The sequence below is a fragment of the Streptomyces sp. NPDC042346 genome, from assembly GCF_055581845.1.
The window spans coordinates 1755508-1776461 of record NZ_JBVJEH010000001.1 but is presented as its reverse complement, the minus strand read 5'-3'; the positions used below and the strand labels follow the sequence as shown (position 1 = coordinate 1776461).

The following is a 20954-nucleotide window of genomic DNA, read 5'->3' as shown; positions in this document are numbered from 1 at the left end:
CCCGATCGGCGCATGCCGCACCCCCTCCCCCGCGCCTAGCCTGCGGAGGAAACCCGCAAGTGCGTCCAGAACACCCCCAGGAGCCCCGCATGAACGCTGTCCCGCAGGAGCGGCGCGTCGTCACCGCCATCCCCGGTCCGAAGTCGCTGGAGCTTCAGGCCCGCCGTCTCGACACGGTCGCCGGTGGCGTCGGCTCGACGCTCCCCGTCTTCACGAAGCGGGCCGGCGGCGGCATCATCGAGGACGTCGACGGCAACCGTCTGATCGACTTCGGCTCCGGCATCGCCGTGACCTCCGTCGGCGCCTCCGCCGAGGCCGTCGTCCGCCGCGCCGCCGCGCAGCTCCAGGACTTCACGCACACCTGCTTCATGGTGACGCCGTACGAGGGTTACGTGGAGGTCTGCGAGGCGCTCGCCGAGCTGACCCCGGGCGACCACGCCAAGAAGTCCGCGCTCTTCAACTCGGGCGCCGAGGCCGTCGAGAACGCGGTGAAGATCGCCCGCTCGTACACCAAGCGCCAGGCCGTCGTCGTCTTCGACCACGGCTACCACGGCCGTACGAACCTGACGATGGCGCTGACCTCGAAGAACATGCCGTACAAGCAGGGCTTCGGTCCGTTCGCCCCCGAGGTCTACCGCGTGCCGGTGGCCTACGGCTACCGCTGGCTGACCGGTGCCGAGAACTGCGGCCCCGAGGCCGCCGCCCAGGCGATCGACCAGATCAGCAAGCAGATCGGCGCCGACAACGTCGCCGCGATCATCATCGAGCCGGTCCTCGGCGAGGGCGGCTTCATCGAGCCGGCCAAGGGCTTCCTGCCGGCGATCGTGAAGTTCGCCAACGACAACGGCATCGTCTTCGTCGCCGACGAGATCCAGTCCGGCTTCTGCCGCACGGGCCAGTGGTTCGCGTGTGAGGACGAGGGCATCGTCCCGGACCTCATCACCACCGCCAAGGGCATCGCGGGCGGTCTGCCGCTCGCCGCCGTCACCGGTCGCGCCGAGATCATGGACTCCGTCCACGGCGGCGGCCTCGGCGGCACCTACGGCGGCAACCCGGTCGCCTGCGCCGGTGCGCTCGGCTCCATCGAGACGATGAAGGAGCTCGACCTCAACGGCAAGGCGCAGCGCATCGAGGAGGTCATGAAGGCCCGCCTCACCGCCATGCAGGAGAAGTTCCCGATCATCGGCGACATCCGCGGCCGCGGCGCCATGATCGCCATCGAGCTCGTGAAGGACCCGGCGACCAAGGAGCCGTTCGCGGAGGCCGCGGGCGCCCTGGCGAAGGCCTGCCATGCCGAGGGTGTGCTGGTCCTGACCTGTGGCACCTACGGCAACGTGCTGCGCTTCCTGCCGCCGCTGGTCATCGGCGAGGACCTCCTGAACGAGGGCCTCGACGTCATCGAGAACGCGTTCGCCCAGATCTGAGCGGAGCGGGTCCGAAGGGCCCGGTTCTCACACACCGTGTGAAGACTCTGTGGGGGGCCGATGGCGGGATGCCTTTCCCGCTGTCGGCCCCCTCTTCTCTGGCGTACGGTTTCTGCAGATGAGAGAAACACCCCGGGCGGAGCCTCCCCAGCCCCGCCCACACCGTGCCTTGGCGCACACCGCTGGAGCTTCACGCTCCGGGACTCCTCACCGATCGGATGGCCGCCCGCCCCACACCCCCCGGGGCGCGCGGCAGCCCGATCCCCTCGGCCGCCCTGGAACCACCCCCCCTGTTCCAGGGCGGCCGGCTCTCTTCTCGGCGCTCGTCGCCCTCGCCGTCGTGACCTGGCAGGTGCTCGTCCACGGCCCCTTGGCCAGGCTCGACGAGCGGGTGTCCCGCTCCCTGGTCGACTCGGTCCCCCGCCCCCTGAGCGAACTCGCCGCCGACCTCGGCAACATGACGGTCGCCCTTCCGGTCCTCGGCTGCGCGATGGCGTACGCGGTGTGGCGCGGCCGGCGGGCCGCCGCCCTGTGCGCGGGGCTGGCCATGGCCCTCGTACCGCTGCTGGTGGTTCCGTTGAAGGAGTGGACGGCCCGGCCCGGCCCCCTGGAGCCCTGGGCCGCCGGCTACTACCCCTCGGGTCACACGACGACCGCCATGGTCGCCTACGTCGGCGCTGCCTTCCTCGTCTCGAACCGGCTGATCCCCGTCGCCGTCGCCCTGACGGCGATCACGGGCACCGGCCTGATCCTGCGCGGCTACCACTGGCCCCTGGACGTCCTCGCGAGCGTCGCGCTCTGTCTCCCTCTTCTCCGGTGGCCGGTGTACGCCGCGCGGTACGGTCGTGCCGCGCCGGGCACCCGGCAGCAGGAGGAGGGGACATGGGGGACGCGGACCAGCGGTACGCCGTCACGGTCGGAGGACGGGCCCACGAGCTGATCCCGTCGGGCGGCGAGGTCATCCTCCCCGGCCACGGAAGCAAGCTCCACCACGACCCGGGCTGCGGCCACCTCACCGATTCCGCGGCGCTCCCGAGGCACCCCGACCCCGACGGCCTGCTCTGGCGCCGCGTGCTCGACGCGGAAGATCCGGCGGCCTTCGCCGCGGAGACCGGGCTGTTCAACGGCAAGGGCCGGCCGGTCACGGGAGTCTGCTCCTGCGCGCTGCGCCCCGTGACCGAGACGCACGCCGAGACCCTCGCGTACTGGCCGGTCGACGACGCCCTGAAGGTCTTCGACCGCCGCCGTCACCAGGCCGCGGTCGAGGCGGCGGACCGGGACGCGGCGGCGATCCGGGCGGCCTTCCCCTGGGAGGAGTGGCCCACGCTGCCGGTCGAGCGCTACGCCCTCGGGCAGCCGGACGCCGACGGTCAGGTCTACAGCCACGCCCTGGAGTACGGCAGCAAGGCGCTCGGCAGCATCACCGGCGGCTCGGCGATGAAACACCTGGTCTATTACAGCCGCCGCGACCACGGCTGGTGGTACGACAAGGGCCACGGCAGCCTCGACGAGGCCTGGACGGCGGTCCGTTCCGGGATCGTGGAGGCGGTCACCGCCGCGCGCGAGGGCCGCGTCCGGGACATCGACGACCTTCCGGCCGTGCGCTCCGGCATCACCGTCGTCGCGAAGACGCTGCGCGTGTACGCCCCCGAGGCGATCCTGCCGATCTACGCGGACAGTTTCACGCAGCACTACCTCGACCGGCTGGCGTTCCCCGGCGCCTCGGCGGTGCTTCAGCCGTTCACCCGCAAGGAAGTCCTGAAGTCCCTGCTGGACAAGGATCCCCGGTTCGCCGGCTGGGAGCCGCAGCTCGTCTGGTACTTCCTCGACTGGTGGGCGCCGGTCCGCAGGACCGCGGCCCGGGTCGTCCGGATCGGTCTGTCGGACCCCGCGCACTGGGAGCGGTTCCGCGCGGAGGGGCGCATCGGCGTCGACGCCGAGGAGGCCGGTGACCTGCACGGGTACGCCGACCTGGACGAGTTCAAGGCCGCGTACGCCGAGGCCGTCGCCGACAGCGGGGTTCCGGCGGAGCGGGCCGCCGGGCGGGCGGCCGACCTGTGGCAGCTGCTCGAACTGCGCGTCGGCGACCGCGTCGTGGCGGCCACCGGCCGCAGCGACGTCCTCGCCGTCGGCCGGGTCGTCGGGGACGGGTACCAGTGGCGGGGAGAGCTGCCCGACCACCGGCACACGGTCGGCGTGGAGTGGGACGAGTCGTCCGCGAGGAGTCTCGACCAGCCGGTCGCCGAGTGGGCGGGCCGGACCGTCACGGAGGTGCCGTCCGCGCTGTGGCGCCGGATCCAGAAGCCGGCCACCGCCCCGCCGGCAACCGCTCCGGGCGTCACCGGGGCCGGACCGGAGTCGGCCGAGGCGGAGAACGGCGCCGACCCGGTGGAGATCCCTCCGCTGGAGGACGACCTTCAGCGGATCGACGACGCCCTCGAACGGCGCGGGCAGGCCGTCCTGTTCGGGCCGCCCGGCACCGGCAAGACGTACCACGCGCTGCGGTACGCCGTACGGCGGCTCGGCGAGCTCTCCGACGACCTGCCCGGGGTGGATCCGCTCGCCGAACCCGGCACGCCCGCCTTCCGGGCGACCCTCGACGCACTCACCGCGTCACAGCGGCTGACCATGGTCACCTTCCATCCGAGTTACGGGTACGAGGACTTCGTCGAGGGGCTGCGCCCCGTCAAGGGCGCCGCCGGGCTCGCCCTGGAGCCGGCCCCGGGCGTCTTCAAGCGGGTCTGCGAGACCGCCGCGGCGAACCCCGGACGCCTGCACCTCGTCGTCGTCGACGAGCTCAACCGGGGCAATCTGCCGCGCATCCTGGGCGAGTTGGTCACCGTACTGGAGAAGGACAAGCGCGGACTGCCCGTCACCCTGCCGCTGACCGGCGAGCCCTTCAGGGTGCCGTCCAACGTCCGGATCCTCGGCACGATGAACACCGCCGACCGCTCGATCCGGATGCTCGACGCGGCGATCCGCCGCCGCTTCACCTTCATCGAACTCCTCCCCGATTCCGGCCCGTTGCTCGACCGGCGGGTCGGGGAGCTGCATCTCGCGGCCTTCCTCGACGAGCTGAACCGGCGCATCCGGAGCACCCTCGACCGCGAGAAGCAGATCGGACACGCCTTCTTCCTGCCCGAGGGCGTGCCGATCGCCGACCCGGCGGAGTTCGCGGCGGTGATCCGGGGCGAGATCCTGCCGCTGCTCCAGGAGTACGCGTACGACGACTACACCCTGCTCGCGGGCTTCCTGGGCGAGGAGCTCGTCGACCCGGTGACGCACACCCTGAGGGACGTCGCCGACGAGCGGCTCGTCACCCTGCTGTACGAGGAGCTCCAGGTCGGCGCGGGTGAGTAGCGGTCCGGCGCGGGTGAGTAGCGGTCCGGCGCGGGTGGGCGGCGGTCCGGCGCACGAGCTGTGCGAGTACGGGACGAAGGTCTTCGGCGGGGTGCGCCTGACGGACGCCGACCGACGGCTCCTCGCCGACGGCGCCCTGGCCTCGCGGCTGCGGGTGCGCGAACTCGCCGGCGGAAAGGTGGAGGTGACGGCCACCCAGTACGTGGGGACGCTGCGGCTCGACGGCTGCGAGATCCGGGTCCGGCCGAAGTACCTCGGCACCGAGCTCGACGTGCTGCGGATGATCGATCTGGCATGGGGCGCGGCCCGCGACCCGCTGCCCACCGTCCAGGAGTTCCGGGAGGGGCCGCCGAACCTCCGCGATCTGGTCTGTCTGATGGTCGTCGAGCACGGCGAGCGGCTGCTGCGGCACGGGGTGCGCCGCGACTATCTGACCGTCGAGGACGACCTGCGGGTGGTACGGGGCCGGCTGCTGCCGGACCGGCAGCTGCTGAGGCACCACGGCCGGATCGACCGGCTGGCCTGCCGTTTCGATGAGCACGAGGCCGACATCGCCGACAACCGGCTGTGCGCCGCCGCTCTCGCGCTCGCGGCCCGTACGGCCCGCGCGCCCGGGGTGCGGGCCCGCGCGCGACGCGCCGCCGCCGCGTTCGCGGCGCACGCCCCGACTCCGCCGGGGGACGTCGGGGCGCTGCTGTCCGGGCTGGTGTACCACCGGCACAACGAGCACTACCGGCCCGCGCACCGCTGGGCCCGGCTGCTGCTGTGCGGGGGCGGTCTCGACGGGCTGTTCGCCTCGGGGCCGCTCGCGGCGCGGGCCTTCCTCGTCGACATGAACAGCCTGTTCGAGTCGTTCGTGACCCGGCTCGTCGAGTGGGGCGCGGCCGGCTCCGGGCTGCTCGTGACCCCGCAGGCCGGGCAGCGGCGGGTGCTGTTCGACGAGCGGGCGGGGCGGAGTCACGGGGAGGTGCGGCCGGATCTGCTGGTCTCGGGGCGGCGGGACGGTGAGGTGTTCCGGCTGCCGGTGGACGTGAAGTACAAGCTGTACGACGCGAAGAAGCTCTCTCCAGCGGATCTCTACCAGGCGTTCCTGTACGCGCGGACGCTCGGCAGGAGCCCTGGGGGGAAGCCGCCCGTCTGTGTGCTGCTGCATCCCGGCGACCGGCCGGCGGGGCGGGTCCGGGTGGCCGTGCGCGAGCTCGACGGGTCGGTGGCGGGGCGGGTGCGGGCGGTGCCGGTGGATCTGCGGGCGGTGCTCGGTGAGCTCGCCGGGCCGGGGCCGTCGCGGGCCGCGGCCAGGCTGTTCACCGAGCTGCTCGGTTGATCCTCGGCCGGTTCAGCTCCAGTTGTACGCGTCGAAGTTCTGGCTGAACTGCCACTGGTTGTAGCGGTCCCAGTTGATCGACCAGGTCATCAGGCCGCGCAGCGCGGGCCAGGTGCCGTGGGTCTGGTAGGTGCCGCAGTCGGTCTTCTTCGTGAGGCAGTTGAGGGCCTTGTTCACCTCGGCCGGGGCCGTGTGGCCGTTGCCCGCCTGGGTGGAGGCCGGGAGGCCGATGGCGACCTGTTCGGGGCGGAGCGCCGGGAAGAAGCGTTCGGTGTTGCCCGCGACCGGGAAGCCGGTGAGCAGCATGTCGGTCATGGCGATGTGGAAGTCGGCGCCGCCCATCGAGTGGTACTGGTTGTCCAGGCCCATGATGGAGCCGGAGTTGTAGTCCTGGACGTGGAGCAGGGTGAGGTCGTCGCGCAGGGCGTGGATGACCGGGAGGTAGGCGCCCGCGCGGGGGTCCTGGCCGCCCCAGGGGCCGGAGCCGTAGTACTGGTAGCCGAGCTGGACGAAGAAGGTCTCCGGGGCCATCGTCAGGACGAAGTTCTGTCCGTACTTGGCCTTGAGGGTCTTGACCGCCTGGATCAGGTTGACGATGACCGGGCTGGTCGGGCTGCGGAAGTCGGTGTCGCCGGTCTGGAGCGAGAGGGAGTGGCCCTCGAAGTCGATGTCGAGGCCGTCGAGGCCGTACTCGTCGATGATCTTCGAGACGGAGGAGACGAAGGTGTCGCGGGCGGCGGTGGTGGCGAGCTGGACCTGGCCGTTCTGGCCGCCGATGGAGATGAGGACCTTCTTGCCCGCGGCCTGCTTGGCCTTGATCGCCGCCTTGAAGTCCGCGGCGGATTCGACGTTCGGGCATTCGGTGGCGGGGCAGAGGCTGAAGCGGATGTCGCCGGAGGTGACGGAGGTCGGTTCGCCGAAGGCGAGGTTGATGACGTCCCAGGAGTCGGGGACGTCGGCCATGCGGGTGTAGCCGGAGCCGTTGGCGAAGCTGGCGTGGAGGTAGCCGACGAGGGCGTGCGCGGGCAGGCCGGGGGTGCCGCCTCCGCCGCCGCTGGTCGTGGTGGCGGTCACGGCGGCCGACTTCGGGGACTCGCCGGCGCTGTTCACGGCGGTGACCTGGAAGGTGTACGGGGTGGAGGCCGTGAGCCCGGTCGCGGTGGCCGAGGTGCCGGTGACCGTCTGGATCTTCGTGGTGCCCCGGTAGAGGTTGTACGAGGTGGCGCCGGAGACCGCGGTCCAGGTGAGCGGCACGGTGGTGGAGGTCGGGGAGCCGGCGGCGAGGCCGGTGGGGGCGGCCGGGAGCTGGACCGGGTCGCCGCCGGGGCCGAAGAGGGAGAGGTCGTCGGCCTGGTAGGCGGGGGTGCCGTACCAGCCGTGGGTGTAGATGGTCACCGAGGTGGTCGAGGCGCCGGTGGTGAACCGGGTCGAGAGGCGCTGCCAGTCGGGGGCGGAGCCCGTCCAGGTGGAGACGTCGGTGGTGCCGGTGCCGGAGGCGCCGAGGTAGACGTAGCTGCCGCGGACCCAGCCGCTCAGCTCGTACGAGGAGTTGGGCTTGACGGTGACGGTCTGCGAGCACTTGGCGTTGTCGCTGCCGGCCGGGGTGGCCTGGAGCGCCTTGGTCCCGCCGTGTACGGGCGACGAGACGGCGGCGCCGCTGCCCGCCGTGCAGGTCCAGCCGTCGAGGCCGGCCTCGAAGCCGCCGTTGCGGGCGAGTTCGGCGTCGGCGGCCTGGGCGGCCACGGGGGTGAGCGCCATGAGCCCGCCGGCGGCGAGGGCGCCCGCCAACAGCAGGGTGAGGGGTCTGGTGCGGTCCACAACTGCCTCCGGGGGTGGGGGAATCGAGGTGGAGCGCGCCACAGCATGGTCCAGACCAATCAAGTGGTCAAGACCTCTGTCTCGTGCGGAGCTTGCCCGCGGCTCGCGTCAGACCTCGGCCGCCCCCTCTTCTCCCCTGGCCAGTCGGCCCGCCGCCTCGTGCATCGCCAGCTCCAGGAGCGAGGTGTCGTTGAGGGTGCCCATCCCGTCCGGCGCCACCAGCCAGCGGACGCCACCGGTCGCGCGACCCGGGTACGGGACGACGATCCAGGTGCCGGAGCCCGCGCCGCGCACCCCGGTGCCGAGCCAGCGGGCGGCGGTGCCCGGCGGGACGAAGAAGCCGATCCGCGCGTCGCCGAAGTCGGCGAGGACCGGCCCCGGCCGGTCGACCAGGCGGCTCAGCACGTCGAGCGTGGGGTAGCCGAGCTCCCCCGGCAGGATCAGCACGTCCCAGCGCCTGCCGGCGGGCAGCAGCGCGACCCCGTGCGGGTTGCGCTCCCACTCCCACCGGCAGGCCTCGGGATCCGGTGCCACCGACGCCAGCCATTCCACTGCGGCCTTGGCCGCCCCCGAACCAGTCACGGCCAACGGCCTCCTTCTCCTGCGTGCGGACACCTTGTCCACCCGCAGAGAGCGGGGTCGGCGCCGATCATTACGCGGGTTCGGGCCACTGATTCACCGTGACCTGCATCACAGGGCGAGCGCGCCCGATCGGGTGGACGGCGGGCGGCCTGGTCGGCGGCCTCCCTCGCTCGCCCGTCCCCACGTGGTCGTATGGGCCTCCGCCAGCCCGGTCACATCGCCCTCGCCACGGGAGTAGCCATGCCGTTTCCGCAGTCGCCGGGTGGTCCCGCACCGGACGGTTCGGCGCCGGGCGGTCCCGTGCCGGCCGGCCGGCACTCCGGCAAGGGCCTGCTGCGGAGAACGGGCGAATGGTGCGCCCGTCACTTCGTCGTCGTACTGGCCGCCTGGGTCGTGGCCCTGGGCGCCCTGGTGGGGCTGAACCACGCGTACGGAGGCGAGTACTCCGACAACTACTCGCTGCCGGGCACCCAGTCCCAGGAGGGGCTCGACGTGCTGCGTGCGCACGAGCCCGCCGCCGGCGGCTACAGCGCCCAGGTGGTGCTGTACGACGGGGCCAAGCCGCTCACGGACGCCGGTGACCAGGTCTCGTCCGCCGTGGACGCGCTGAAGAAGCTCCCGCACGTCCTGAACGCCACGAGCCCGCTGCCGGCGTCCGGCACGCAGCCGACTCCCCCTCCCGCGGGCACCCCCAACGTCGGCCCGCTGTCCACCGACGGGAAGACCGGCTACATCACCGTCCGCTTCGACGTCCAGCCCGGCACCCTGGGCGACGGCTATCTGACCGGGGTGGACAGCGCCGTGCAGCCCCTGCGCGCGGCCGGGGTCCAGGTCGAGTACGGCGGGTCGCTGGGTGAACTGGCCCGGCCCGAGGCCGACGACCGGACGAGCGAGGCGATCGGGTTCAGCGTCGCGATCATCGTGCTGATCATCGGCTTCGGCAGCCTGATCGCCGCCGTGCTTCCGCTGATCACCGCCCTGGTGGCGGCCGTCTGCGGCCTCGCAGTGCTGGGGCTCCTCGCCTCCGTGTGGACCTTCGCGACCGTCTCTCCCACCCTCGCCACGATGATCGGCATCGGCGTCGGCATCGACTACGCGCTCTTCCTGATCACCCGGCACCGGCAGCTGCTGATGAACGGCCGGGATCCGGTCACGGCGGCGGGCCTCGCCACCGCGACCAGCGGGCGGGCCGTCCTCGTCTCGGGCTGCACCGTCGTCATCGCCCTCGGCGGACTGTGGGTCTCCGGACTGAGCTTCATCGGACTGCTCGGCCTGGCCGCGACCTCCACCGTCGTCACCGCCGTCGCCGGAGCCCTCACGCTCGTCCCGGCGATGCTCGGGCTCATCGGCCGCCACATCGACCGGCTGCATCTGCGCACGCCGGTCGCCGAGACCGAGCCGTCGACCGGCGGGACCGGTGAGACGGCCGGTGACACGGCAGGTGAGGAGGCCGGTGAGGAGGCCCACGGCACCTGGCACCGCTACGCCCTGCGCGTGGAGCGCCGCCCGTGGTGGTTCCTGACCGCGGGCGTCGTCGTCCTCGCGGTGCTCGCCATCCCCCTGTTCTCCATCCAGCTCGGCCACATCGGCGACGGCGCGGACCCCGAGTCCTTCACCGACCGGCGCGCGTTCGACCTGATGTCCACGGCCTTCGGCCCCGGCTCCAACGGGCCGCTGACCCTGGTGATCGACCAGACCTCGGTCCCCTCGGCCGACCGCTCCTCCCTGGCGAGCCAGGCCCAGAAGGCGCTCACCGGGGTCCCCGACGCCCTCCTGATCACCCCGCTCACCCCGACCTCGGACGGCGACGTCCTGATCGCCACGGCCTACTCGACGGCCGCGCCGCAGGACGAGAAGACGACGTCGCTGGTCAACCACCTGGCCGACGACGTCCTCCCGCAGGCCGTCGACGGCACCACCGCCGCCACGTACATCACCGGCACCACCGCCGCGCAGGTGGACTTCCTCGACATCGTCTCCAGCCGGCTGGTGCTCATCATCGCCGTGGTCGTCTTCCTGGCGTTCCTCGTCATCCTGATCGTCTTCCGCGGCCCGCTCGTGGCCCTCAAGGCGGCGGTGCTCAACCTGCTGTCGATCGCCGCCTCGTACGGCGTCGTCGTCGCCGTCTTCCAGTGGGGCTGGGGCGGCCCGGCGCTGGGCGTCTCCGGCGACGTCCCCATCGAGAGCTACGTGCCGATGATGATGTTCGCCATCGTCTTCGGCCTGAGCATGGACTACGAGATCTTCCTGCTGTCCCGGGTCCACGAGGCGTGGCTGCGCACCGGCGACGCGAAGGCGAGCGTGGCGCACGCCCTGGAGATCACCGCGCGCGTCATCACCTGCGCGGCGCTCATCATGGTGAGCGTCTTCGCGGCCTTCATCCTCAACGACAGCATCGTGGTGAAGATGATGGGGCTCGGTCTGGCCGCGAGCGTGCTCATCGACGCGACCGTCGCGCGGCTGCTGCTCGTGCCCGCGGTGATGACCCTGCTCGGGAAGTGGGCCTGGTGGACCCCGCGCTGGCTGGACAGGATCCTGCCGCACGTCGACACGGAGGGCGAGGGCGAGCTGGCCGCGGCGGACGGGAACGGCGCGGCGGGGCCACGGAAGACACCGTGACCCCGCCACGTGAATCCACCGCCTAGCTGTCGAAGCCCAGGCCCAGCTTGTCCATGGTCTTCAGCCACAGGTTCCGCCGGCCGCCGTTCTCGTCGGCGCGGGCCATCGACCACTTGGTGATGCCGATGCCGGCCCAGGCGATCGGCTCCGGCGGGAACGGCAGCGGCTTCGAGCGGACCATGTCCAGCTCGGTGCGCTCGGTGCGCTCCCCCGCGAGCAGGTCGAGCATGACGTCGCCGCCGAATCGGGTGGCGCCGACGCCGAGGCCGGTGAACCCGGCCGCGTACGCGACCTTGCCCTGGTACGCCGTACCGAAGAAGGCCGAGAAGCGCGAGCAGGTGTCGATCGCGCCGCCCCAGGCGTGGCTGAAGCGCAGGCCCTCCAGCTGCGGGAAGCAGCGGAAGAAGTGCTCGGCGAGCTTGAGGTAGGTCTCCGGGCGGTGGTCCATCTCGGCGTCGAGCTTCCCGCCGAAGGGGTAGATCGCGTCGTAGCCGCCCCACAGGATCCGGTTGTCGGCCGTGATCCGGAAGTAGTGGAACTGGTTGGCGGAGTCCCCGAGGCCCTGCCGGTTCTTCCAGCCGACGGAGGCGAGCTGCTCGGGGCTGAGCGGCTCGGTCATCAGGGCGTAGTCGTACACCGGGACGGTGTACGCCCGGACCCGCTTGACCAGCGACGGGAAGACGTTGGTGCCGAGCGCGACCCGGCGGGCGACGACCTTCCCGTACGGCGTGCGCACGCCCATGCCGGCGCCGACGGAGACCAGCTCCAGACCGGGGGTGTTCTCGAAGATCCGGACGCCCAGGTCGAGGCAGGCCTTCTTCAGACCCCAGGCCAGCTTGGCCGGGTTGAGCATGGCGACGCCGCGGCGGTCCCAGAGGCCGCCGAGGAAGGTCGGCGAGTCGACCTCGGCCCGGACGGCGTCCCGGTCGAGGAGTTCGAGGCCGTCCGCGAGACCGAGCCGCTCGATCTCCTCGTACATCTCGGTCAGTTCCTCGACCTGGTACGGCTCGGTGGCCACGTCGATCTCGCCGGTGCGCTCGAAGTCGCAGTCCAGCGAGTAGCGGGCGACCGCCTCCTCGATTCCGTCGAGGTTGCGCTCGCCGAGCTCCTCCAGCTTCGGCAGCTCGCCCGGCCAGCGGGCGAGCCCGTTGCCGAAGCCGTGCGTGAGGGAGGCGGCGCAGAAGCCTCCGTTGCGGCCCGAGGCGGCCCAGCCCACCTCGCGGCCTTCGATCAGGACGACATCCCTGGAGGGTTCGCGCTCCTTGGCGAGGAGCGCGGTCCACAGTCCGCTGTAACCGCCGCCGACGACGAGGAGATCGCACTTCTCGGTGCCGGTGAGGGCGGGCAGGGCTCCGGGCTTGCCGGGGTCTTCCAGCCAGAAGGGGACGGGCTGGGCGTCGGAGAGAGATTGTGCAGCGAGACGCATGGCGACGGGGGCCATGGTTTCCAACTCCTTCGGTGCCTGAGCTGCCTATTGCTCAGGCTGTTGCTGTTTTCTTGCGCCGGTTCGTAATGATTTGCCCGGCCACCACCATCAGTACCGCGAGGACGAACATCGCGGTGCCGATGACGTTGATCTGAACGGGGGTTCCGCGCTGCGCCGAGCCCCAGACGAACATGGGGAAGGTGACGGTGGAGCCCGCGTTGAAGTTGGTGATGATGAAGTCGTCGAACGAGAGCGCGAAGGCGAGCAGCGCGCCGGCGGCGATGCCGGGCGCGGCAATCGGCAGGGTCACGCGCAGGAAGGTCTGCACGGGGCCCGCGTAGAGGTCGCGCGCGGCCTCCTCCAAACGCGGGTCCATGGACATGACCCGGGCCTTGACCGCCGTGACGACGAACGACAGACAGAACATGATGTGGGCGATCAGGACCGTCCAGAAGCCCAGCTCGATCCCCATGTTGAGGAAGAGCGTGAGCAGCGAGGCGGCCATGACGACCTCGGGCATCGCCATCGGCAGGAAGATGAGCGAGTTGATCGCGCCGCGCGCCCGGAAGCGGTAGCGGACGAGCGCGAAGGCGATCATCGTGCCGAGGATCAGGGCGCCGACGGTGGCCCAGGCGGCGAGCTGGAGCGAGAGGGAGAGCGACTCGCACATGTCGGCGACGCCGCAGGGGTCCTTCCAGGCGTCCAGGGAGAAGCGCTGCCAGGAGTAGTTGAAGCGCCCGTTCGGCTTGTTGAACGAGAACACCATCACGACGATGTTCGGCAGGATCATGTACGCGAGCGTGAGCAGGCCCGCGATGACGACGAGGTTCCGGCGGATCCAACGCATCAGACCAAGTCCTCCGTTCCGGCCTTGCGGATGTAGACGGTGACCATGACCAGCACGATCGCCATGAGGATGAAGGAGAGCGCGGCGGCCGTCGGGTAGTCGAGGACCCGCAGGAACTGCGACTGGATGACGTTGCCGACCATCTTGGTGTCGGTCGAGCCGAGCAGTTCGGCGTTGACGTAGTCGCCGCTGGCCGGGATGAAGGTGAGCAGGGTGCCGGAGACGACGCCGGGCATCGACAGCGGGAAGGTCACCTTGCGGAAGGTCGTCGCCGGGGAGGCGTACAGGTCCTGCGCGGCCTCGTGCAGCCGGCCGTCGATCCGCTCCAGGGAGGTGTAGAGGGGCAGGATCATGAACGGCAGGAAGTTGTACGTGAGACCGCAGACCACGGCCATCGGCGTGGCGAGCACGCGCTCGCCCTCGGTCCAGCCGAGCCAGCTGGTCACGTCGAGGACGTGCAGCGCGTTCAGCACGTCGACGACGACGCTGTCGTCGGCCAGGATCGTCTTCCACGCGAGCGTCCGGATGAGGAAGCTGGTGAAGAACGGGGCGATGACGAGGACCAGGAGCAGGTTGCGCCAGCGGCCGGCCTTGAAGGCGATCAGGTACGCCAGCGGGTAGCCGAGCAGCAGGCACAGCAGGGTCGCGGTCCCGGCGTACAGCAGGGAGCGGACGAACTGCGGCCAGTACTCGGTGAAGGCGTCCCAGTAGGTCTGGAAGTGCCAGGTGACCTGGAAGCCCTGCTCCAGGGAGCCGGTCTGGATCGAGGTCGACGCCTGGTAGACCAGCGGCAGCGCGAAGAAGACGAGCAGCCAGATGATGCCGGGCAGCAGCAGCCAGTACGGGACGAGCCGCTTGCGGGTGGAGGGCTTGCGCAGCACCGGTTCGGCGACCGGCTGCGGTGCCTCCTCCTTCGTGAGGGTCGATGTGCTCATCCGGCGTCCTCCACCGTCTCCACGCCCGCGTCGATGTCCTGCGCCGCGTCGAGCCCGAAGGTGTGCGCCGGGTTCCAGTGCAGGACGACCTCGGCGCCGGGAAGGAGTCCCGTACGCCTGTCGACGTTCTGCTCGTACACCTGGAGCTCCGCGCCCGCCGGGCTGTTCACCACGTACTGGGTGGAGACGCCGATGAAGGAGGAGTCGACGATCCGGCCGGTGACCCGGTTGCGGCCGTCGGCGATCGAACCGGCGTCGTCCGCGTGCGCGAGCGAGATCTTCTCGGGGCGGACGCCGACGAGCACCTTGCCGCCCTGGCGGACGGCGGAGGTACAGCGGTCGCCGGGTATCCGGAGCTTGCCGCCGCCGGCCGTGGCGAGCACGTCGCCGCCGGCGGAGCCGGTCTCCAGGACCTCGGCCTCGATGAGGTTCGAGGTGCCGAGGAAGTTGGCGACGAAGGTGGTCTGCGGGTTCTCGTACAGGTCGGCGGGGGCGCCGAGCTGCTCGACACGGCCGCCGTTCATCACCGCGACCTGGTCGGCCATGGTCATGGCCTCCTCCTGGTCGTGCGTGACGTGCACGAAGGTGATGCCGACCTCGGTCTGGATCCGCTTGAGCTCCAGCTGCATCTGGCGGCGCAGCTTGAGGTCGAGCGCGCCGAGCGGCTCGTCGAGGAGCAGGACCTGCGGGTGGTTGATGAGCGCGCGGGCCACGGCGACGCGCTGCTGCTGGCCACCGGAGAGCTGGTGCGGCTTGTGGTGGGCCTTGTCGCCGAGCTGGACGAGCTCCAGCATGTCGTCGACCTGCTTCTTCACCGACTTGACGCCGCGCCGGCGCAGACCGAAGGCGATGTTCTCGGTGATGTCCATGTGCGGGAAGAGCGCGTAGGACTGGAAGACGGTGTTGACCGGCCGCTTGTAGGGCGGGAGGTCCGTGACGTCCTTGTCGCCGAGGAAGATGGTGCCGGTGCTCGGGTCCTCCAGGCCGGCGATCATGCGCAGCGTGGTGGTCTTTCCGCAGCCGGAGGCGCCGAGCAGGGCGAAGAAGGAGCCCTGCGGGACGGTCAGGTCGAGCGGGTGGACGGCGGTGAAGGAGCCGTACGCCTTGCTGATCCCGGTGAGACGGACGTCGCCGCCGCCAGTGTTCTTTCCGGTATGAGCAGTCTTGTCAGTCATGGGTTGCTGTCCCAGGGGAGTGAGGGAGGTGGACGACGTCGGGCTCAGGCGCCGATGAGCTTGGCGAACTTCTCCTCGTACGCCGTCTCCTCCGCGCTGGTGAGCGAGCGGAAGGCGCGCGACTTCTTGGCCATGGCCTTGTCCGGGAGGATCAGCGTGTTGTTCGCGAGCTCGGGGTCGATCTTGGAGAGCTCGTCCTTCACCCCGTCGACGGGGCAGACGTAGTTGATGTACGCGGCGAGCTGCGCGGCGACGGGAAGCTCGTAGTAGTAGTCGATGAGCTTCTCGGCGTTGGTCTTGTGCTTGGACTGCGCGGGGACCAGCAGGTTGTCGCTGGAGGTGATGTATCCGGCGGACGGGACGGCGAACTTGATGTCCGGGTTGTCCGCCTGGAGCTGGATGACGTCACCGGCCCAGGCGAGGCAGGCCGCCAGGTCGCCCTTGTCCAGGTCGGAGGTGTAGTCGTTGCCGGTGAAGCGGCGTATCTGCTTCTTGTCGACGGCCTTCTGGAGCCGGCCTATCGCCTGGTCGTACTCGGCGTCGGTGAAGTCGCCCGGGTCCTTGCCCATGTCGAGCAGGGTCATGCCGACGGTGTCGCGCATCTCGGTGAGGAAGCCGACGCGGCCCTTGAGCGCGGGGTCGTCCAGGAGCTGGGTGACCGAGTCGACCTTCTTGCCGCCGGTCGCCTTGGAGTTGTACGCGATGACGGTGGAGATGCCCGTCCACGGGTACGAGTAGGAGCGGCCCGGGTCCCAGTCGGGGCGCCGGAACTGCGCGGAGAGGTTCGCGTAGGCGTTGGGCAGGTTCGCGGGGTCGAGCTTCTGCACCCAGCCGAGCCGGATCATCCGGGCGGCGAGCCAGTCGGTGACGCAGATCAGGTCGCGGCCGGTGTCCTGGCCGGCCGCGAGCTGCGGCTTGATCTTGCCGAAGAACTCGACGTTGTCGTTGATGTCCTCGGTGTACTTGACCTTGATCCCGGTGCGTTTCGCGAACGCCTCCAGCGTCGGACGGGACTTCTCGTCCTCGCTGATGTCCATGTACTCGGTCCAGTTGGAGAAGGCGACGCTCTTCTCCTTGGCCGAGACGTCCGTGGAGGCGGGGCCCTGTCCCTCCCGCTTGGCCGGCGGGATGCCACAGGCGCTCAGGCCGGCGAGACCGCCGACCGTGAGCGCGCCCACGCCGCCCGCGCGCAGCATCGAACGACGGCTGAGGGCACCCCGGCCGCTCGTCATGCTGCGCCGTACCGCCGCGAGCTGCGCGGCGGACAGGCTTTCGGGCTCGTACTGCTCCATGCGCTGTGCCCTTTCGGGATGGGTTCGCCGCTGGTCAGGCGGCAACGGGCTATCGGTCCCCGAAGATCGTGCGGTGCCAGTCCTTCGCGGCCACCGCGGTGTTGTCGAACATCACGTGCTTGACCTGCGTGTACTCCTCGAAGGAGTACATCGACATGTCCTTTCCGTATCCCGATGCCTTGGTGCCGCCGTGCGGCATCTCGCTGATGATCGGGATGTGGTCGTTGACCCAGACGCAGCCGGCCCGCAGCTCTCGCGTGGCGCGGTTCGCCCGGAAGACGTCCCGGCTCCAGGCGGAGGCGGCGAGGCCGTAGGGGGTGTCGTTGGCGAGCCGGATGCCCTCGTCGTCGCTGTCGAAGGGCAGGGCCACCAGGACCGGTCCGAAGATCTCCGACTGCACGACCTCGCTGTCCTGCGCGGCACCGGTGATCAGGGTCGGACGATAGTACGCGCCGTCCTTCAGGCTGTCTTCATTTTCTCCGGCCCCCGGGATCTCGCCGCCCGTCACGACGGTGGCGTAGCCGCGGGCGCGCTCGACGAAGCCGGCGACGCTGTCGCGGTGGGCGTGGCTGACCAGCGGGCCGAGGTCGGTGCCGGGCTCGAAGGGGTCGCCGACGCGGACCGTCTCCATCAGCTCGGCGACGCGGGCGACGAAGGCGTCGAAGAGCGGGCGCTGGACGTACGCGCGGGTGGCGGCGGTGCAGTCCTGGCCGGAGTTGATGAGGGAGGCGGCGACGGCGCCGTTGGCGGCGGCCTCCAGGTCGGCGTCGTCGAAGACGACGAAGGGGGCCTTGCCGCCGAGCTCCAGGTGGAGGCGCTTGACGGTGGAGGTGGCGACCTCGGCGACGCGCTTGCCGACCGGGGTGGAGCCGGTGAAGGAGGTCATGACGACGTCGGGGTGGCCGACGAGGTGCTCGCCGACGACCCGCCCGGAGCCGCTGACGATGTTGATGACACCGTCGGGGATACCGGCCTCGGTCGCCGCCTGCGCGAACATCAGCGAGGTCAGCGGGGTGATCTCGGCGGGCTTCAGGACGATCGTGTTGCCGGCGGCGATCGCCGGGAGGATCTTCCAGGCCGCCATCTGGAGCGGGTAGTTCCAGGGGGCGATGGAGCCGATGACGCCGATCGCCTCGCGCCGGATGTACGAGGTGTGGTCGCCGCTGTACTCGGCGGCGGCCTGGCCCTGGAGGTGCCGGGCCGCTCCCGCGAAGAAGGCGGTGTTGTCGATCGTGCCCGGTACGTCGAACTCGGTGGTGAGCCGGAGCGGCTTGCCCGCCTGGAGCGACTCGACCCGCGCGATGTCCTCGGCCCAGTCGGCGAGGACGCCGGCGAAGCGGTGGAGGGCGTCGGAGCGCTCGCCCGGCGTGGCGCCCGACCAGCCGGGGAAGGCGGCCTTGGCGGCGGCCACGGCCTCGTCCACGTCCGCGGTGGAGGCGAGCCGGTAGGTGTAGATGCCCTCGCCGGTCGCGGGGTTGATGATCGTGTGTTCCCGATCGGAGGTCCCGGCCCGGAGCCGTCCGCCGATGTACTGTGCGCCGTCCGCGAAGCGGTCCGTCACCTGGAAGCGGTTGCCCATGACGCTCTCCGTTGTCCCAGCTCGAATTGAGTGCCGATCCTGACATGAGGATGCCACCCCAACAAGTGATTCCGTTGTTGCCTTTTGGTTACGCAACGGAATCGGTCGACCATGTGTCGAGGTGGCCGGAAAATCTCCGTACGGAGTGTCCGTGGCGGATGCCAGACTCGCGTGCATGAAGAAGATCGACGAGCTGACACAGCAGGTCAACGCCGGTGAGCACGTCAAATGGCTGCATTTCTGGGGCCACCGCCCGCACCCCGACGGACGGCTCTCGGCCAGCTGCCTGAGCCAGTGGTGGCCGGCACGCTTCGTGGTCGACGGGGTGCCGTACGCGACCGCCGAGCACTGGATGATGGCGGCCAAGGCCCGCCTCTTCGGAGACGCCGAGGCCGAGCGGGCCGCGCTGTCCGCCCGTACCCCCGCGGAGGCGAAGAAGGCCGGCCGGCTGGTGCGGGACTTCGACGACACGGTGTGGGAGCGGGAGCGCCTCGGCATCGTCGTCGAGGGCAGCGTCCACAAGTTCGCCTCGGACGAGGCCCTGCGCGCGTACCTCCTCGGCACGGGCACCCGTGTCCTCGTGGAGGCCAGTCCCATGGACCGCATCTGGGGCATCGGCCTCGCGGCCGACGACCCCCGCGCCCACGACCCGGCCCGCTGGCGCGGCCTGAACCTCCTGGGCTTCGCCCTGATGGAGGCACGGGAGCGGCTGCGCGGCGGGTGAGCACGGCACAGGGCCCCGCACCTCGTGAGGTGCGGGGCCCTGTCACATACGGGTCCGGCTAGCGGGTGCTCTGGACGGTCAGGCTGCCGTACGGGTCGCCGCCGTCCTCGTAGGACGTCGAGTCCTGGGCGATCGCCCAGATCATGAATCCCAGGAAGACGGCGCTGACGACGATGCCGATCGAGCCGAGGATGACGCCGGCGAGCGCCATGCCCCGGTTGGTCGCCTCGCCCCGGCCGGCCTTCTTCATGCCGATGATGCCGAAGATCAGCGCCAGGATGCCGAGGATCACGCCCAGGCCGTACAGACAGAATCCGGCCACGGCGACGATGCCGAGCACCATCGCCGTGGTGCCCATGCCGTTGGACGGCGGCTGCTGCCAGCCGGGCGGCTGGGCGCCGTACCCGGCGCCGTAGGAGGGGTACGCGTACCCCGAAGCCGTCGGCGCGCCGGGCGGCGTGCTCGCGGCGGGCGGGTAGCCGTAGGCGCCGGCGGGCGGTGTGGCCGCCGGGTAGCCGTAGCCGGGCGTGGCCGCCGGGCCGCCGGGGGCGACCGGGGGCGGCGGTACCTCGCCACCGGGGCCGGTCGCGGCCGGCATGGACGTGACGGTCATCTGGTCGTGCACCGGCGGCGTCGCCGGCGTCGGCTTGCTCAGTTCCACCCCGTCACGGTTCGGCGGAGCCCACGGGTCCGCCGGGTCGTACCCGCCCTGCGGCTGGTCTCGGTTGTCAGACATGGGCCTCCCCCATCGTGGTCACGCCATGCTACGACCTCACCCCTGAGGGGGAACCGCCCGGCCTACGATGACCTGATGACCGACCTCCATCCCTTCATCGCGGGCCTGCCCAAGGCCGAGCTGCACGTCCACCACGTCGGCTCCGCCTCGCCCCGCATCGTCGCCGAGCTCGCGGCCCGGCACCCGGACTCCAAGGTCCCCACGGACCCCGAGGCCCTGACCGACTACTTCACGTTCACGGACTTCGCGCACTTCATCGACGTCTACCTGTCGGTCGTCGACCTGGTCCGCACCCCCGAGGACGTCCGGCTGCTGACCTTCGAGGTCGCCCGGGACATGGCCCGGCAGAACATCCGGTACGCCGAGCTGACCATCACGCCCTACTCCTCCACCCGCCGCGGCATCGACGAGCGCGCCTTCATGGCGGCGATCGAGGACGCCCGCAAGGCGGCCGAGGCCGAGTTCGGCACGATCCTGCGCTGGTGCTTCGACATCCCCGGCGAGGCCGGCCTCGCCTCCGCCGAGGAGACCGCGAGGCTCGCCACGACCGACGGGATCCGCCCCGAGGGCCTGGTCTCCTTCGGTCTCGGCGGCCCCGAGATCGGGGTCCCGCGCCCGCAGTTCAAGCCGTACTTCGACCTGGCGCGCGCCGCCGGTCTGCGCTCCGTCCCGCACGCGGGCGAGACGACCGGCCCGCAGACGATCTGGGACGCGATCAACGACCTGGGCGCCGAGCGCATCGGCCACGGCACCAGCTCGGTCCAGGACCCGGCGCTCCTCGCCCATCTGGCCGAGCACCGCATCGCCCTGGAGGTCTGCCCGACCTCCAACATCGCCACGCGGGCCGTCGCCACGCTCGACGAGCACCCGATCCGGCAGATGGTGGACGCCGGGGTCCTCGTCACGATCAACAGCGACGACCCGCCGATGTTCGGCACGGACCTCAACAACGAGTACGCCGTCGCCGCCCGGCTCCTCGGCCTCGACGAGCGCGGGATCGCCGCCCTCGCGAAGAACGCGGTGGAGGCCTCGTTCCTCGACACGGCCGGCAAGGCGCGGATCGCCGCCGAGATCGACACGTACACGGACGGCTGGCTGGCCCGCTGACGACGG

General features: G+C 71.0%; 16 protein-coding genes. 7 read left to right on the top strand and 9 right to left on the bottom strand.

From position 1 onward, the window contains the following. The first annotated feature begins 89 nt into the window (after positions 1-89). The 4 genes from gabT (at position 90) to ACZ6K0_RS08335 (ending at position 6108) form a co-directional block, all read left to right on the top strand. Entirely contained in the window at positions 90-1424 is a 1335-nt protein-coding gene (gabT, locus tag ACZ6K0_RS08350) for a 4-aminobutyrate--2-oxoglutarate transaminase (RefSeq protein WP_376409667.1), read from the top strand. A 118-nt stretch (positions 1425-1542) separates the two neighbouring features. Beyond that, entirely contained in the window at positions 1543-2364 is an 822-nt protein-coding gene (locus tag ACZ6K0_RS08345) for a phosphatase PAP2 family protein (RefSeq protein WP_469227516.1), read from the top strand. Beyond that, complete coding sequence (locus ACZ6K0_RS08340) at positions 2307-4784, top strand: McrB family protein (protein ID WP_469227517.1); 2478 nt, start codon at positions 2307-2309, stop codon at positions 4782-4784. Before ACZ6K0_RS08345 ends, ACZ6K0_RS08340 begins: the two co-directional genes overlap by 58 nt. A 13-nt stretch (positions 4785-4797) precedes the next feature. Further along, positions 4798-6108, top strand: a complete 1311-nt coding sequence (locus ACZ6K0_RS08335; protein ID WP_469227518.1) for an McrC family protein — start codon at positions 4798-4800, stop codon at positions 6106-6108. Positions 6109-6120: 12 nt separating this feature from the next. Here ACZ6K0_RS08335 and ACZ6K0_RS08330 read toward each other — a convergent pair whose 3' ends face one another. Further along, positions 6121-7866 carry a chitinase gene (locus tag ACZ6K0_RS08330; protein WP_469227978.1) on the bottom strand — a complete coding sequence of 582 codons (1746 nt, stop codon included), beginning with the start codon at positions 7864-7866 and terminating at the stop codon, positions 6121-6123. Between the two features lie 168 nt (positions 7867-8034). Next, on the bottom strand, positions 8035-8508 hold the full coding sequence (locus ACZ6K0_RS08325; protein ID WP_469227519.1) for a bifunctional DNA primase/polymerase: 474 nt from the start codon (positions 8506-8508) through the stop codon (positions 8035-8037). Positions 8509-8748: 240 nt separating this feature from the next. Here ACZ6K0_RS08325 and ACZ6K0_RS08320 point away from each other — a divergent pair, with 240 nt between their 5' ends. Next, a complete protein-coding gene (locus tag ACZ6K0_RS08320; protein WP_469227520.1) occupies positions 8749-11127 on the top strand; it encodes an MMPL family transporter in 2379 nt (792 codons plus the stop codon). A 22-nt stretch (positions 11128-11149) separates the two neighbouring features. On the opposite strand, the gene ACZ6K0_RS08315 is transcribed toward ACZ6K0_RS08320, so the two are convergent. From ACZ6K0_RS08315 to ACZ6K0_RS08290, 6 genes are read right to left on the bottom strand one after another with little or no spacing between them, the layout of a single operon-like run. Continuing rightward, positions 11150-12568, bottom strand: coding sequence for an NAD(P)/FAD-dependent oxidoreductase (locus tag ACZ6K0_RS08315; protein WP_469227521.1), 1419 nt, complete (start codon positions 12566-12568; stop codon positions 11150-11152). A 37-nt stretch (positions 12569-12605) separates the two neighbouring features. Continuing rightward, entirely contained in the window at positions 12606-13400 is a 795-nt protein-coding gene (locus tag ACZ6K0_RS08310; RefSeq protein ID WP_024755644.1) for an ABC transporter permease, read from the bottom strand. Next, positions 13400-14335 carry an ABC transporter permease gene (locus tag ACZ6K0_RS08305; RefSeq protein ID WP_376409645.1) on the bottom strand — a complete coding sequence of 312 codons (936 nt, stop codon included), beginning with the start codon at positions 14333-14335 and terminating at the stop codon, positions 13400-13402. Before ACZ6K0_RS08305 ends, ACZ6K0_RS08310 begins: the two co-directional genes overlap by 1 nt. Further along, a complete protein-coding gene (locus tag ACZ6K0_RS08300; RefSeq protein WP_376409642.1) occupies positions 14332-15510 on the bottom strand; it encodes an ABC transporter ATP-binding protein in 1179 nt (392 codons plus the stop codon). Before ACZ6K0_RS08300 ends, ACZ6K0_RS08305 begins: the two co-directional genes overlap by 4 nt. A 44-nt stretch (positions 15511-15554) precedes the next feature. Continuing rightward, positions 15555-16802, bottom strand: a complete 1248-nt coding sequence (locus tag ACZ6K0_RS08295; protein ID WP_376409639.1) for an ABC transporter substrate-binding protein — start codon at positions 16800-16802, stop codon at positions 15555-15557. A 49-nt stretch (positions 16803-16851) separates the two neighbouring features. After that, positions 16852-18381, bottom strand: a complete 1530-nt coding sequence (locus ACZ6K0_RS08290; RefSeq protein ID WP_469227522.1) for a gamma-aminobutyraldehyde dehydrogenase — start codon at positions 18379-18381, stop codon at positions 16852-16854. Positions 18382-18556: 175 nt separating this feature from the next. On the opposite strand from ACZ6K0_RS08290, the gene ACZ6K0_RS08285 reads away from it, so the two are divergent. After that, positions 18557-19105: an NADAR family protein gene (locus ACZ6K0_RS08285; protein ID WP_376409632.1), complete on the top strand. Its 549-nt coding sequence runs from the start codon at positions 18557-18559 to the stop codon at positions 19103-19105. Positions 19106-19163: 58 nt separating this feature from the next. Here ACZ6K0_RS08285 and ACZ6K0_RS08280 read toward each other — a convergent pair whose 3' ends face one another. After that, positions 19164-19841, bottom strand: coding sequence for a DUF4190 domain-containing protein (locus tag ACZ6K0_RS08280; RefSeq protein ID WP_469227523.1), 678 nt, complete (start codon positions 19839-19841; stop codon positions 19164-19166). Positions 19842-19916: 75 nt separating this feature from the next. On the opposite strand from ACZ6K0_RS08280, the gene ACZ6K0_RS08275 reads away from it, so the two are divergent. Next, the gene (locus ACZ6K0_RS08275) at positions 19917-20948 is read left to right on the top strand and encodes an adenosine deaminase (protein ID WP_469227524.1); all 1032 of its coding nucleotides are present in this window, start codon (positions 19917-19919) and stop codon (positions 20946-20948) included. Positions 20949-20954 lie beyond the last annotated feature (6 nt).

Coding starts and splice junctions, on each gene's coding strand:
- ACZ6K0_RS08275 (WP_469227524.1), top strand. CDS start 19,917: ATGACCGACCTCCATCCCTTCATCGCGGGCCTGCCCAAGGCCGAGCTG.
- ACZ6K0_RS08315 (WP_469227521.1), bottom strand. CDS start 12,568: ATGGCCCCCGTCGCCATGCGTCTCGCTGCACAATCTCTCTCCGACGCC.
- ACZ6K0_RS08330 (WP_469227978.1), bottom strand. CDS start 7,866: ATGGCGCTCACCCCCGTGGCCGCCCAGGCCGCCGACGCCGAACTCGCC.
- ACZ6K0_RS08345 (WP_469227516.1), top strand. CDS start 1,543: ATGAGAGAAACACCCCGGGCGGAGCCTCCCCAGCCCCGCCCACACCGT.
- ACZ6K0_RS08320 (WP_469227520.1), top strand. CDS start 8,749: ATGCCGTTTCCGCAGTCGCCGGGTGGTCCCGCACCGGACGGTTCGGCG.
- ACZ6K0_RS08290 (WP_469227522.1), bottom strand. CDS start 18,381: ATGGGCAACCGCTTCCAGGTGACGGACCGCTTCGCGGACGGCGCACAG.
- ACZ6K0_RS08295 (WP_376409639.1), bottom strand. CDS start 16,802: ATGGAGCAGTACGAGCCCGAAAGCCTGTCCGCCGCGCAGCTCGCGGCG.
- ACZ6K0_RS08285 (WP_376409632.1), top strand. CDS start 18,557: ATGAAGAAGATCGACGAGCTGACACAGCAGGTCAACGCCGGTGAGCAC.
- ACZ6K0_RS08300 (WP_376409642.1), bottom strand. CDS start 15,510: ATGACTGACAAGACTGCTCATACCGGAAAGAACACTGGCGGCGGCGAC.
- ACZ6K0_RS08305 (WP_376409645.1), bottom strand. CDS start 14,335: ATGAGCACATCGACCCTCACGAAGGAGGAGGCACCGCAGCCGGTCGCC.
- ACZ6K0_RS08280 (WP_469227523.1), bottom strand. CDS start 19,841: ATGTCTGACAACCGAGACCAGCCGCAGGGCGGGTACGACCCGGCGGAC.
- ACZ6K0_RS08310 (WP_024755644.1), bottom strand. CDS start 13,400: ATGCGTTGGATCCGCCGGAACCTCGTCGTCATCGCGGGCCTGCTCACG.
- ACZ6K0_RS08340 (WP_469227517.1), top strand. CDS start 2,307: ATGGGGGACGCGGACCAGCGGTACGCCGTCACGGTCGGAGGACGGGCC.
- gabT (WP_376409667.1), top strand. CDS start 90: ATGAACGCTGTCCCGCAGGAGCGGCGCGTCGTCACCGCCATCCCCGGT.